The organism is Enterobacter cloacae complex sp. 370H10 (assembly GCF_050031535.1).
GTDB lineage: Bacteria > Pseudomonadota > Gammaproteobacteria > Enterobacterales > Enterobacteriaceae > Enterobacter > Enterobacter intestinihominis.
In genome coordinates, this window is record NZ_JBLGWG010000001.1 from 1231051 (window position 1) to 1245250 (window position 14200).

Sequence of the window (14200 nt, forward strand, 5' to 3'; positions counted from 1 at the left end):
ATAGACAATGGGCGTGGCGCGCTCTTTTCAGGGTGGTATAACTGATAGCAGGCTTAGCAAAAGGGGAGTGACCCATGTCTGACTATCCAACCATTGCGCTGATTGGTCCCGGTGCGATTGGCACCACCATTGCCGCGGTGCTGCATGACGCGGGCCGTACGCCGCTGCTGTGCGGTCGCACCGCGCATCCGGTATTACGCCTGCGTCACGATGAGGATGAAACTGTGGTGCCCGGTCCGGTACTCACCGATCCCACCGTCATTACGCGCCCCGTAGACCTCGTTTTTGTGGCGGTAAAAACGACGCAAAATGCCGACAGCGCCGGGTGGCTGCGCGCCCTGTGCGATGAAAACACCGTGGTCTGCGCGCTGCAAAACGGTGTGGAGCAGAAAGCCCAGCTTGCGCCTTTGGTCAACGGCGCAACGGTGCTGCCGTCGGTGGTCTGGTTCCCGGCGCAGCGCGAGCCGGACGCCTCCGTCTGGCTGCGGGCAAAACCGCGTCTGACGCTACCGGATGTGCCGCAGGCGCAGCGGGTGGTCGAGGCGCTTCGCGGGACGCGCTGTGATGTTGAGCTCTCGACAGATTTCACCACCGTCGCCTGGCGCAAGCTGCTGCAAAACGCGGTCGCCGGGCTGATGGTGCTGGCCAACCGCCGCGCCGGGATGTTCAGACGCGAGGATATCAGCGAGCTGGCCCTGGCCTATCTGCACGAGGGACTTGCCGTCGCCCGCGCCGAAGGGGCGAAGCTGGACGATGCGGTGGCCCAGGAGATTCTGGCGAACTTCCAGCGCGCGCCCGAGGATTTAGGCACGTCAATCCTTGCCGACCGTCAGGCCGAACGCCCGATGGAGTGGGATATTCGTAACGGCGTGATCCAGCGCTATGGCCGCAAGCATGGTATTGCGGTGCCCATCAGCGACGTGGTGGTACCGCTGCTGGCGGCGGGGAGCGAGGGGCCGGGCTAACGGCCGCTGTTTTTCCGTTCGGCGAGCGTGACGGTGGAGCAATAATCTGGGGATAGTCAGCCTTAAACACATATGCGAAACTTACCGCTTCTGAAAAAATGTGGTGGGACCCGCTCAATGTCAGAACCATCTTCGCAGTGCCTGTTTAATGAAGGAATGATTGCTTTTCCTGAGGGCTATCAGGACCGTACCGTCAATGTCTTCGCGCCGCCTGCAGCGGATGCGCCCGCGTTCAACATTTCCCGCGATGCCCTCAACCCCGGCGAAGCGCTTGCCGCGTATATCGATCGCCAGCTCGCCCTGATGGCAAAGCACATCAAGGGCTGGAAGCAGGGTGAGCGCAGCGCCGCTACGCTGGGCGACAGCCTTTTACAGGGTGAAACCGTCCATGCCAGCTACCTGCGCGACGGGAAACGCATCTGGCAGCAGCAGGCCGTGTTTAACGTCGACGGCGATAAAATCCTGGTGTTCACTATGACCTGCACCCGCGCGCCGGGCGATGCCGACGGAGCGCTGTTTGGCGATCTTCTCAGGAGCTTCCGCTTCCACCATTAACTTCAGGGACCGTTGTTATGTTTGAAGCAGCACGCGTTGGTGATGATATCGGCCACTCCGGTGCGCTGGCCGGGATGATTGCCGGAACGATTGTCGGTGGCCTGATTGCCGCCGCCGGGGGCATTCTGGCGGGGGCCATGTTTATTGCCGGTCTCGGCGCATCCTGTCTTGGCGTGGGCGTCCTGCTTGTCGGCGCCAGTCTGGCCGTGGGGTATTACACCGGGGAGCTGGCGACTGCCGCCAGGGACAGCATCGCCGACGCCGGGGCATCCAGCATGACGAAGAAAGGCGTCATCACCTCCGGCTCGCCCAACGTGTTTATCAACGGTAAACCCGCCGCGCTTGCCACCGATAGCACCGTCGACTGTTCTGACGACGGCTCGCAGCAGATGGCCGAAGGCTCTAAGCGTGTCTCCATTAACGGCCAGCCAGCGTCCCGCATCGGGGATCGCACCACCTGCGACGCGAAGGTGATGACCGGTTCGGACAACGTCATTATCGGCGGCGACCCGCAGCAAACCCTCCCCATTCAGTCTGAAGTGCCCGAGTGGCTCTACAAGGTCTCCGATCTTACCCTGCTGTTCGCCGGGCTTCTCGGCGGCTGGGGCGGCGCCGCTGGCAAAGTCGGGGCGCTCTCTAAGCTGCTGGGCAAAATCCCCGGCATCAATAAGCTGGCCCGTATCGCCTGTCGCGCCGGCACGCTGATGACCGGCGTGGCGGCCGCGGGGATCATCGCCCGCCCGGTGGATATCGTCAGCGGACAGAAGTTTCTTAGCGGGGATGATGAGCTGGACTTCGTCCTGCCTTCCCGTCTTCCGGTGCGCTGGCAGCGCTACTGGCGCAGCGGCAATCCCGGCGACAGCGTGTTGGGCCGCGGATGGAGCCTGTTCTGGGAAAGCCGCCTGGAGCCTTATCAGGACGGCCTGGTGTGGCGCGCACCGTCCGGCGATTACGTCGCCTTCCCGAAGGTCCCGAAAGGGATGCGCTCCTACTGCGAAAGCGAAAAAAACTGGCTTGAACATCACCAGGACGACAGCTGGTCGGTGTATGACGTCAGCGGCGAGCGCTGGCACTATGCGCCGCTGCGGGATGATGCCCCGTCGCTGCTCCTGCGCCTCTCCGAACCCTGCGGCAACGATATCCTCTTTGAGTGGAATGCGGATAATACCCTGCATGCCCTGACAGACTGTGCGGGCCAGCGCGTGGTCTGCCGCTACGACCGCGACAGGCTCGTTGGCGCCTGGCTGGATGACGAGATCTGCCTGGTCAGTTACGCTTATGATGAACAGCGCCAGCTGGTCTCCGTGACCGGCCGGGGCGGTAGCGTGCGCCGACGCTTCAGCTGGCAGGATGGGCTGATGAGCGCTCATGAGGACGCCAACGGCCTGCTGAGCGAATACCGCTGGCGGGAGATTGACGGCCTGCCGCGCGTGGTCGGCTTCCGCCATAGCGGCGGCGAACGGCTGACGTTCGAATACGATTTTGAGAACGGCACCCGCCGCGCGACCCGCGAAGACGGCGCGCAGGCGCACTGGCTGGTGGATGACGACGACAACGTCGCGCGCTTCACGGATTACGACGGTCGCCAGACGACGTTTGTCTACCGCGACGGCGAGCTCTGCCACGTCATTCTGCCGGGCGGGGCGATGCGCCGCAGCACGTGGGACAAATACGGCCGCATGACCAGCGAGACGGACCCGGCGGGCCGCCGCACGGAGTATCACTGGCATCGCCTGACCGACCGCATCACCCGCACGGTTTACCCGGACGGTACCTCATCGCAGGCCATGTACGACCTTCGCGGTCGCCTGCTGTCGGAGACGGATCCGGCCGGTAGCACCACCGCGTATCGCTATCCCGATGATGAAGAATTCCTCCCGGAGAGCATCACCGACGCCATCGGCGGCGTGGTGCGCCTGGTCTGGAACCACCAGGGGCTGCTGACGCAGCGCACCGACTGCTCCGGCAGCGTCACCCGCTTCACCTACGACCGCTTCGGGCAGCTGATTGCCAGCGAAGATGCAGAAGGGAATATCACGCGGCGGGAGTGGAGCCGTGCCGGGCTGCTCAGCGCCGTGATCCATCCGGACGGTAGCCGCGAGTCGCTGGTGTGGAACGAACGCGGCCAGCTCACGGGCTGGCGCGACCCGCTGGAAAGCGAGGTGAGCTGGGCCTATAACGCGCTCGGCCTCCCGGTCAGCCTCACCGACCGTATTGGCCGCGTGCGCCAGTGGCGCTACGACCCGCGCGGTAACCTGCTGCGACTCGATAACGGCAACGGGGCGGAATACCGCTTCACCTATGACGCCGTGGGCCGCCCGCTCAGCGAAACGCGCCCGGACGAGACCGTGCGCCATATGGAATGGGACGCGCGAGGGTTCCTCTGCGCGCTCGAAGAAAACGGCCGGCCTGCCGCCGACGGCGGTATCGCCCGTCGCGTCCAGCAGTTCAGCTATGACGACAGCGGGCTGCTGATCGGGCGCACTCAGCGCCACGCGGAGTACCGCTACTTCCGCGACCTGAGCGGCCAGATTACCCGCATTCGCCGCACGCCGACGGCCGAAGGCGTTGCCCTGGGTATCGAAAGCGATGAGATCGCTTACCGCCACGACGCCGCCGGGCGCGTGCTGAGCGAGTCCGGCATTAACGGCGCGGTGGGCTACGAATGGGATGCCCTGAGCAACCTGACCGGCCTGACGCTGCCCGGCGGGCAAAAGCTGGCCTGGCTGCTCTACGGCTCCGGCCACGTCAGCGCCATCCGCTTCGGGCAGCAGCTGGTGACCGAGTTCACCCGCGACCGCCTGCACCGTGAGGTACGCCGCACTCAGGGCGCGCGCGAGCAGCTCCGCCAGTATGATAGCCTCGGCAGACGCACCCTGCAGCGCAGCGAGCTAAGCACGGACGTGACCCTGCCGGAGCAGGCGCTACTGGAACGCCTGTATCGTTACACCGCACGCGGCGAGCTTTCCGGCGTCAGCGACACCCTGCGCGGTGAGGTGGATTACGGCTACGACGCCGAAGGGCGTCTGCTGAAGCACTACGAGGCCCGACAGGGACACAGCCGCGCGCAGTTCAGCTACGACGCCGCGGATAACCTCGCCGCCAGTGACGCTGCGGCACCGGTCACGGATAACCGCCTGCAGCACTGGCAGGCGCTGTTTATGAAATACGACCACTGGGGCAACCTGGTCAGCCGCCGCAACGGGCTGTATGAGCAGCATTACGCGTATGACGCCGAGAACCGTCTGGTGTCCGCCCGGGGAACCGGGCCGGAAGGACGGTTTGAGGCGCGCTATCACTACGACGCGCTGGGCCGCCGCACGCGCAAAATCGTCACCACGACGCACGGCACCACCAACACCCGCTTCCTGTGGCAGGGCTACCGCCTGCTGCAGGAGCAGCAGGAGAGCGGGCTGCGCAGCACCTATGTATACGACCCGAATGAAGCCTGGAGCCCGCTGGCACGGGTGGATCACCTTCGTGACCAGAGCAGCGGTGAGATTTACTGGTTCAGTACCGATCTGAACGGCGCGCCGCTGGAAGTGACCGACGAGCGCGGCGCGGTGCGCTGGAGCGGCCAGTACGGCAGCTTTGGCGAGGTGCGCCATCAGAGCGAAGGGTTCTCACGGCTTGTGAATCGCTCGGCAATGGCTCACCAGCCGCTTCGCTATGCCGGGCAGTACGCTGACGGTGAAACGGGGCTGCACTATAACCTGTTCCGCTACTACGACCCGCAGGTCGGGCGGTTTATTGTGCAGGACCCGATTGGGTTGAATGGCGGTTTTAATTTATATTCATACGTTCCTAACCCACTTACTTGGATAGATCCATTAGGGCTAATGCCATGGGCATGGAACCCAAATGGAATGGGACACCATTTAATCCCACGAAACAAGGCCAACAGCATTGGGCTAACCGATCTTGGTACTATGAAAAATACGCCAACGTTTTTCCCAGATCCTTATAGTGCTGGAATGCATGAAGAATTACATAGAGCTATTAAAAACGATATTGGAAAAATTCAGGGGCCGTGGCAGGGTTCCGCGGAAGATTTATTCAATGCGTCTAGCCGTAATTTAGACTCCGTTTCACATATAAGAGGTGATTTAAAGATTCCTTCGACGGGTGAAATCTTAGCCAGAAATGTCACTCCTAAAGAAGCACATTCAAAACTGCTGGAGTGGTTCAATAATAAACAAACAGGTAAGGCATCAGGAGGCAGATGTGGTTAAAACAATTGACATTGATGTGGATTTTAACGGGATAATAATTTTCGATTATCCAGGAATACTGGCCCCATTTGGTGGGAAGATAGAGGATGGAGATAACATTCTCCAGGAATTCACCACCACAGACAAAGGGGATCTTGTTCTTAATGAAGGTATTGCCTTACCTATTATGGGCCTTGATGATGGTGGCTATGTTGTTAGGCTTTTTTTAAATGAATTTCCCGACAATAAAGACAGGGAAGTTATATTCACAGATAAATATTTCTATCTTAATGTAACTGGTGATTTATACGTTGCTGATATGGCAGTGTTTTGGGAGTGGGAAGATTATACTGGTTGGATTAACACTGATGTTCCTAAAGGAATATATAGAGTGAGCCTTGAAGGGGTTCATTTATTAAAGGGGGAAGAGACTGTTTACTGCTATGATTTAATTTTTGAAAAAACGAATCAACTTGGTATGAGAGATGTTGAACCACGCTCAGACTCCAGGATTTATTAAATCTATTAGCCGGCAAAGAAAATAAAATTTCCGGCTTTTGTTAGTTTTTTTTAATCATGCCTGAAGAGACGTACATTGTAGTTAATCATAAATGTGACTTAAAAATGCTAAGAATTTGTTCGCTGAAAGGGTTATGGGAATTAGGAAAGAGAGAATGTACTTTTTATGGGAGCGAGTTTAAGAAATGATTAAATGTAATCTAATCTCTAAAATAAGTATCTTTTCTGATGGTAATGACATTGGGCGGATTGGTGGAAATATCCCTGAATTCTTTTTAGATAAACTAGATATTGTGCGGGGTTATAAGTTTTATTTGACAGTTCAGAATCCTGATGAGGCACATGAGTATATTACGATACTTACTCCTGAACGATATGATGATATGATTGATAAAAACATCTACCCTAATTGTTCAGTAAAAATTTTTACGCACACGCATTCTGATGAAAGCAATAATGATGTATTTACGATAAAACACATTAATAAGGCAGTTATCGTTGGGTATGATAAGGTTGAAAGTGAAGAGTTTGACTTTATCACTAAAACCGAAGAGGCAAGATTAATACAATCGGAAGATTATTATTTTGATGCTTTGCAAAAAGATGGTTATGAATTTTTCATGCAGATAGATGAAGATTATTATCCAGATGCATTGCTTGATGGTGATTACATCTTTGGTTACGGTGCTTTGTATTTGTATAAAAACATATCTGGCGGGAATATCATAGCTGGTTTTTGGCAGTACTCGTAAAGATAAATGATTAATAAAATCCGGATTAATATTAATTATTTCCGGCTTATATAATATTGATGGTTTTTTATTCAGAATGCTTTTTTCTTAATTTTTTAATTGCTTTTATAAAATTTCTTTCAATTAATCATGGTATTAATATCATGTCTCAGAAAAATATATTTGTTATAATTTAATAATTGCTCGCCCGTGTTTAAAATTCTATCTCCGCCAAAATGTTAATATTTTAAGATGCATAGTTTCAACTGGTTAAGTTTGTAATTCTATAGACACGACGGGATATCGTTGACATGAATGTAAAGGCACTAGAAAAAAATATGATATGATTTACGGTCGTGATGCTTTAATAATATCTAGCACTGAGTTAAGATTTTATTCCTTTAGCTTTTTGGTAAAAGCTTCTTTAGGTTTATCTGCTACCAGGTAGGCGTAATCCTAATTAGAAAAATCATTGGTTTGAGCATCCCGACGGCCACCCGGATGCTAGTCAAACTGGTATGTCTGAGCATCATTCTAATGGTCATGTGCATGCGATTGACCCTAAAGGTAATGAGGTGATTTTTACATGGTAAATAATATGCCTGAGCAATTAATTAAATTTCCTATTTCCGAATGGATAGTTCAATCAGGTCATTTCAAAACTGATTTACTATCGGAGGCTTATTGTATTTGCTATCAATATAATATAGATAGTAATGGATATGGTCCTTATGATTTTTTAACTGAAAAATCGAAGGGGCTATTGTCCTCTTTATTTACTAATCTTATGTGTTTTAATAAAGAGGGGCAAAATCTTGATGCTTGCTCAGCCCTAAGTAGAAAAGGGCTTTATTTTTTTGGCAACAATAATGAACAAGTGAATAAGCAACTGACGGAGTATCGCAAGATGCTTCTGAAAAATAAGTTAAGAACTAATAAAGGATTACCTGAAGAGAATTTCCCTGAGAAACCTGAACTACTTAATCTTTATGATTATGGTGGTGCTGATGTAAGTGTAATAAATTCTTTAATAAAAAAAGGTTATCAATTTCTTTTTTACAGGTTTTTTACTCCTGTCGCTGGGGGGAGTGTAATTGTTTTTGATGGTAATATATGGGATAAAGCTGTTGAATATTGTAAGAAAAATGGAATTGGTTTTCAAGAGGTTGATTCAGTTGATAATCTGAAAGAATGGTAAGGTTGTTTTTTATAAATTAGCTAACTTAATAATAAAAAAGGACTGAAAAGATCTTCTTATCTTTCCAGTCCTTTTTTATTATTCTAATTTTGGGGAAGTTTTACACCATATGTCTAGTCAGATTATGTTACTTGGATAGCTCCTGCATATCATAATTATCCGCTATCAGAAAAATATAGCTGTTCGAAATATTCATGGTGACGCTGCGCCCGGTCTAAAATCCCTTCTCTGCGAGTCAGTTGCTCATGAGGGGGCAAGTTGGGCTTGCGTGTATGTCCGGCAGAGATTTTGGTTTACGGTTGGAATAGGTAATGCCGACAAAGTCGACCTTAAAAAGCAGGATAATTTGAGTAAGTTTTTTCTATTTAACCTACTTTTTAGAAAGTAACATAAGTATCGTGCAGATAGCTTAATTTATCAGGGTGTGGCGGTAGCATGATTGTCTTATGCAAACCGCTACGTCTGCGATCTGAGCGGCCAGATTACCCGCATCCGCCGCACGCCAACCGCCGAAGGCGTTGCCCTGGGTATCGAAAGTGATGAGATCGTTTACCAGCACGACGCCGCCGGGCGCGTGCTGAGCGAGTCCGGCATTAACGGCGCGGTAGGCTACGAATGGGATGCCCTGAGCAACCTGACCGGCCTGACGCTGCCCGGCGAGCAAAAGCTGGCCTGGCTGCACTACGGCTCCGGCCACGTCAGCGCCATCCGCTTCGGGCAGCAGCTGGTGACCGAGTTCACCCGCGACCGCCTGCACCGCGAAGTGCGCCGCACCCAGGGCGCGCGCGAGCAGTTCCGCCAGTATGACAGCCTCGGCAGACGCACCCTGCAGCGCAGCGAGCTAAGCACGGACGTGACCCTGCCGGAGCAGGCGCTACTGGAACGCCTGTATCGTTACACCGCACGCGGCGAGCTTTCCGGCGTCAGCGACACCCTGCGCGGTGAGGTGGATTACGGCTACGACGCCGAAGGGCGTCTGCTGAAGCACTACGAGGCCCGACAGGGACACAGCCGCGCGCAGTTCAGCTACGACGCCGCGGATAACCTCGCCGCCAGTGACGCTGCGGCACCGGTCACGGATAACCGCCTCCAGCACTGGCAGGCGCGTTTCATGAAATACGACCACTGGGGCAACCTGGTCAGCCGCCGCATCGGGCTGTACGAGCAGCATTATGCGTATGACGCCGAGAACCGGCTGGTGTCCGCCCGCGGAACCGGGCCGGAAGGGCGGTTTGAGGCGCGCTATCACTACGACGCGCTGGGCCGCCGTACGCGCAAAATCGTCACCACGACGCACGGCACCACCGACACCCGCTTCCTGTGGCAGGGCTACCGCCTGTTGCAGGAGCAGCAGGAGAGCGGGCTGTGCAGCACGTATATCTACGACCCGAATGAGGCCTGGAGCCCGCTGGCGCGGGTGGATCACCTTCGTGACCAGAGCAGCGGTGAGATTTACTGGTTCAGTACCGATCTGAACGGTGCTCCGCTGGAGGTCACAGACGAGCGCGGCGCGGTGCGCTGGAGCGGCCAGTACGGCAGCTTTGGCGAGGTGCGCCATCAGAGCGAAGGGTTCTCACGGCTTGTGAATCGCACAGCGATGGCACACCAGCCGCTTCGCTATGCCGGGCAGTACGCTGACGGTGAAACGGGGCTGCACTATAACCTGTTCCGCTACTACGACCCGCAGGTCGGGCGGTTTATTGTGCAGGATCCGATTGGGCTGAATGGCGGGTGGAACCTATATCAGTATGCGCCGAACCCGTTGGGGTGGATTGATCCGCTGGGTCTTGCTGCTTGTAATTCTTCTGGGCAAAACAGGAAGTTTTGGAAAAATGAACCAATAGAATTTAACGGAAATAAAGTTTATCAGCGGGATGATTTATTTGATCCTGAATTGATGACAACTTGGCGTGAAAAAGGAAAAGTTTTCAGGGGAACGAACGTAGAGCGAATGGCTACAGGCCGTGCACCTGTTGGATATGATGGAAATGCGGTTAATTTACATCATATGTTACAAACTCAAGATGGCCCAATTGCGGAGATGAGTCAAACATTCCATAAAACTAACCATGGAATAATACACATAAATCCAAACACAATCCCATCTGGTATAGATAGATCTGTATTTGATACATGGCGTAAACAATATTGGACAAACAGAGCGAGTGATTTCCTATGAGCAGAGAAGAATTAGTAGAGCTTTTTGATAAACATTCTGATTTAATCAACATGGGAACGTCTGAAGATTCTCCAGGAAGTGACTGGATCGATGCTGCAGAAAAAGCATTATCAGTGACTTTTCCTGCTAGCTATAAGTGGTTTTTAAACAATTATGGTGGCGGAGATATCTGTGGTGAGGAAATTTATAGTATTTACTGCCTGCCTTTTGATGAGGCGGTAGGTGGAGATATAGTATATCAAAATACTATAGCAAATGATAATTTGAAAAAAGGAAGAGTTGTTGTATCGAATACGGATTTTGGCGAAGAGTTCTTTTTTGATGCAAATGAAATGGAAAAAATATATGTATCATTAGGGGAGAATGTTCAACCCTATGCTGATAATTTTATTGTGTATCTCAAGAAACGATTGTTTGCATACATTTAATAACTGTATTTTTCCGTTCTAACTAAAACGCCGGGAAGTACTTTTTAATTTCCGGCTTGTTTTACCTATTAAGTTTAATATAACTACTACGCTCCTCGGATAGACTGTATATCGTACAGGATCCGATTGGGTTGAATGGTGGGTGGAATCTTTATCAGTATGCGCTGAATCCGCTGGGATGGTTTGCTCCGTGCAGGTTATGTAATGGTAATAGTGTCATAAGAGCGGTGACGCCTGAAAACGAGAGAGTATATGAGCGGATAAAACAATAAGAACAAAACTTTAGCATAAAATAACGCCGGCCTAACATATATTGTAGGTGCTCCGCATTCGCGTGACTCTTAGATTTCCTCCACCAGAAGCCAGGCATCAGCAGAGTATTTACAAACGCCGTTTACTCGAAATGCTGATGCGGCGCATCAGGAAGTATTGATTTTTGGTGAGATTCCTCACGAAGCCATCATATTTAAATAGGTGATTTATGTTAAATGATGTAAAGAAAAAAATAATTGATAATGATTTTGTTAATAATGTTAGAATTAATATGGTTTTCAATGATGAACAGTATAATGACTTGGTTTCTAGTTTAGATGAGCTTGCTAACCTATTGAAAAATAATAACTCCATAGATAAAGAATTAGCTTTGTATTTATATACAATACCTCAAATGATAAGAAATGCATATGCTAGTTTTGATAAAGTGGAAAACAAACCAGATTTGGCTTTTAAATTAGAAGATGCATGGATAGAGTTAGACTCGCTAGTAATAAACTGTTTAAGCTAAAAAGAATGAAGACCGGGTGAGAAATTCGCCCGGCTTTGATATGATATAATCCTTTCTTGAACCACAAACATATAATTAATAATCCATCCTCTACTACGACCCGCAGATTGTGCGGTTTACTGAACAGGATCCGATTGGGTTATGTAGGGGATATGAAGTCAGAGGTAACAATCCATACCAGACGCGGGTTGATCCTCATCACCCCGGAAGACCTCATCATGCATTCTAAATAGATACCAGAACATTAGTATCAGGAATACTTATTTCAACTGCGATATAAGGGAATACCCAGAATTTTGGAGTCAATAATCTTATATGCATTGGGTTCCTTAAGTTAAAACAAGTTATAAAGAATAAAAGAAGTGGGACAGTTACCGAGAATAGATGAAACCCAGATTAAAGTATTTCCTGAGCAAGTGAATTATAAAGTAGATGCAATAATACATTAACATGTCGATTTTGTAACATATGATATACCCGCATCTGGATGTACTCATGTTGGCAATGGCGATGTTTGGCATACGAAATGAGAGTAATAATTGTGTTATTAACAATAAATGAAATTGAAGTTAAATTACATGAGAAGTTCTCTCCTTTTAATGGAGAGATGGATGATTTGATTTTGAAAAAAAGAATGGCGCCTGTAAATAATATCAAGCATTCGGAGGACAGACTTGGTGCAAATTTCCCAAAGGATTTTATTGAGTTTGTCAATAATTATGATATTGATAACTTCTCTTTGGGGAATATATCTTTCGGTCATGGTGATGATTATTTGGAGAAAATAGTCAGGATTAACAATGATGAGTTTAACCATTGGTGGATTGGCGAGCATAGACCAGATGGTGTGATATGTATCGCAATATCAGATCTTTATACTATCTTGCTTAATACTCACGATGGCAAAGTTTATGCTATTACAAGTGAACAAACGATGGATGGATGGGAATCGATAGCTGATACTTTTGAGCTATTTATCAGAGGTGTTGGTTCGCATTTTTTAAAAGCATGCCCGCTAACGGAAATTATAAATTCAACAGGGGCAAATGATATTTCTTTTTGGAATAGTATATAATCCCTTTTTAAGGGGAGTATCTCTTGGATATTTCCCGATTTTCATTCATGAACAGAGTGCAGTAATAAAAATTCTTTGGAATGAAAATTAATTTCTAAATTGGTTATTTTGGTAGACGTTCAGGCCCGATTAAATGCTGTTCATATCAATATTGGAACGCATGCTATGTTGATAAATAAACTGGTTACAATATTAGCAGTATCTTTCGCCCCTTCGGATTCGGGGAAGGGAATGAAATGGCCACTGATTGAGGATGGTTTACCTTTCCCCTCTGATTATATTGAGTTTATAAATGAGTATGGTTCAGGTCGTATCGCGGACTTTATTGTTATTTTTAACCCATTTAGTAAAAATGAAGGTATCAATTTTTTTGAACAGTATAAATTAATTTTGGAAGACCTTAATTATCTGATTGAGTCAGATAAGGGTTATTATAATTATCAATTGTATCCCAAGGGTAATGGATTGATTCCGTTAGGAGTTACCGATAATGGGGGGTATCTATTCTGGGTGGTAAATTCTAAAGATAATAGTGAGTTATGGACCGTTGCTATTATTGCAGCACGATCACCAGAAGTTGAGTATTTTGATAGTGGGCTAACTGATTTTCTTGAGGGATTATTAAAAAACAAAATTAGATGTAAATCATTCCCTGATGATTTTCCCCCATCTGTTATCAAGTTCGAAAGCATTTGAAATAAGAATTCGGGATATTTTTCCCGACTTTATTACTACAATAAATTATGTATGTAAAAATTAATTGTAGTTTGTTTTTTTTGAGGTGGATTATCTAAGATCAAGGAATTATATACTAAGGATAGCTTATGCCTATTTCATGCGGTAAACCCAAAACAAAAGATGAACTTAGAATTTTGGAGGCGAAATTTAATTTCGGTTTGCCAGAAGATTATAAAGAATTCCTCAGGTTTAAAAATGGTTTTGTTGTAAAATCTCCAGATTTTTGTGAACTTGAGTACGAAGGTGTCGATGAAGGGGTTATAGCTTTTTATGCCCTTTTTGGAATAAATATGAAAAATCCTAATCACGACATTTTTCGTCAAAATAAGTGTTTTTTAAATGAACTTGATTTTATTGATGATAAATTAATCATCGGCGGTGATCCTGGAGGTAACTTTTACCTTATATTAAATGGCAGTGAAAGCCAGGGTGTGTATTATTGGGACAGAACACATCTACATGCAGATGATGATATCCAATATTTTGAGTTCGCTGAGCAAAATGAGTGTGGCAATATCTATAAAATTACTAATAGCTTTACTGAATTTCACAAGATAATTTGTAAGACTTCCCTTGATGCAGGAATGAATGTAACTGTTGATTTATGATGTTTCAAAATTAAGTCATATTAACAATATGATTATGGCTTGTTTTTAAATTTAGAGGTTATTAAATGGATAAATAGTAAAATAAGAGTATCACGTATGCTTGTATTCAAATCTTCATATTAAAGTCGACAGCATTGTTAGATTTAGAACATTAGATAAGCACGTTATAAAATAAACCATTTGACTTTTTATAATTATAAATTCTACTT

General features: G+C 48.6%; 11 protein-coding genes and 2 pseudogenes. All 13 read left to right on the forward strand.

Annotated elements, in window-relative coordinates; genetic code table 11:
- Positions 1-74: 74 nt before the first annotated feature.
- The 13 genes and pseudogenes from ACQG2Q_RS05955 to ACQG2Q_RS06015 all read left to right on the forward strand — a co-directional run bounded on the left by ACQG2Q_RS05955 (position 75) and on the right by ACQG2Q_RS06015 (position 13991).
- Positions 75-965, forward strand: coding sequence for an oxidoreductase (locus tag ACQG2Q_RS05955; protein ID WP_096216639.1), 891 nt, complete (start codon positions 75-77; stop codon positions 963-965).
- Positions 966-1082: 117 nt separating this feature from the next.
- Complete coding sequence (locus tag ACQG2Q_RS05960) at positions 1083-1520, forward strand: DcrB-related protein (protein WP_038415594.1); 438 nt, start codon at positions 1083-1085, stop codon at positions 1518-1520.
- Positions 1521-1537: 17 nt separating this feature from the next.
- The gene (locus ACQG2Q_RS05965) at positions 1538-5752 is read left to right on the forward strand and encodes an RHS repeat-associated core domain-containing protein (protein WP_237764267.1); all 4215 of its coding nucleotides are present in this window, start codon (positions 1538-1540) and stop codon (positions 5750-5752) included.
- Complete coding sequence (locus tag ACQG2Q_RS05970; protein WP_063849519.1) at positions 5745-6251, forward strand: hypothetical protein; 507 nt, start codon at positions 5745-5747, stop codon at positions 6249-6251. The genes ACQG2Q_RS05965 and ACQG2Q_RS05970 overlap by 8 nt, the downstream gene beginning before the upstream one ends.
- 184 nt (positions 6252-6435) lie before the next feature.
- Positions 6436-7002, forward strand: coding sequence for a hypothetical protein (locus ACQG2Q_RS05975; protein ID WP_063849520.1), 567 nt, complete (start codon positions 6436-6438; stop codon positions 7000-7002).
- Between the two features lie 565 nt (positions 7003-7567).
- The gene (locus ACQG2Q_RS05980) at positions 7568-8179 is read left to right on the forward strand and encodes a hypothetical protein (RefSeq protein WP_139154176.1); all 612 of its coding nucleotides are present in this window, start codon (positions 7568-7570) and stop codon (positions 8177-8179) included.
- Between the two features lie 466 nt (positions 8180-8645).
- Positions 8646-9995: pseudogene (locus ACQG2Q_RS05985) on the forward strand (RHS repeat-associated core domain-containing protein); the annotation flags it as partial.
- 132 nt (positions 9996-10127) lie between these two features.
- Positions 10128-10358: pseudogene (locus tag ACQG2Q_RS05990) on the forward strand (HNH/ENDO VII family nuclease); the annotation flags it as partial.
- Positions 10355-10786 carry an SMI1/KNR4 family protein gene (locus ACQG2Q_RS05995; RefSeq protein WP_023299524.1) on the forward strand — a complete coding sequence of 144 codons (432 nt, stop codon included), beginning with the start codon at positions 10355-10357 and terminating at the stop codon, positions 10784-10786. The pseudogene ACQG2Q_RS05990 and the gene ACQG2Q_RS05995, both read left to right, overlap by 4 nt.
- A 481-nt stretch (positions 10787-11267) precedes the next feature.
- Complete coding sequence (locus tag ACQG2Q_RS06000; protein ID WP_063147972.1) at positions 11268-11570, forward strand: hypothetical protein; 303 nt, start codon at positions 11268-11270, stop codon at positions 11568-11570.
- A 541-nt stretch (positions 11571-12111) separates the two neighbouring features.
- Positions 12112-12645 (forward strand): SMI1/KNR4 family protein, encoded by a 534-nt coding sequence (locus ACQG2Q_RS06005; protein ID WP_063849600.1) that lies wholly within the window; start codon positions 12112-12114, stop codon positions 12643-12645.
- 231 nt (positions 12646-12876) lie between these two features.
- On the forward strand, positions 12877-13341 hold the full coding sequence (locus ACQG2Q_RS06010; RefSeq protein WP_237764268.1) for an SMI1/KNR4 family protein: 465 nt from the start codon (positions 12877-12879) through the stop codon (positions 13339-13341).
- 128 nt (positions 13342-13469) lie between these two features.
- Positions 13470-13991 (forward strand): SMI1/KNR4 family protein, encoded by a 522-nt coding sequence (locus ACQG2Q_RS06015; RefSeq protein ID WP_045309179.1) that lies wholly within the window; start codon positions 13470-13472, stop codon positions 13989-13991.
- The last annotated feature ends 209 nt before the right edge of the window (positions 13992-14200 follow it).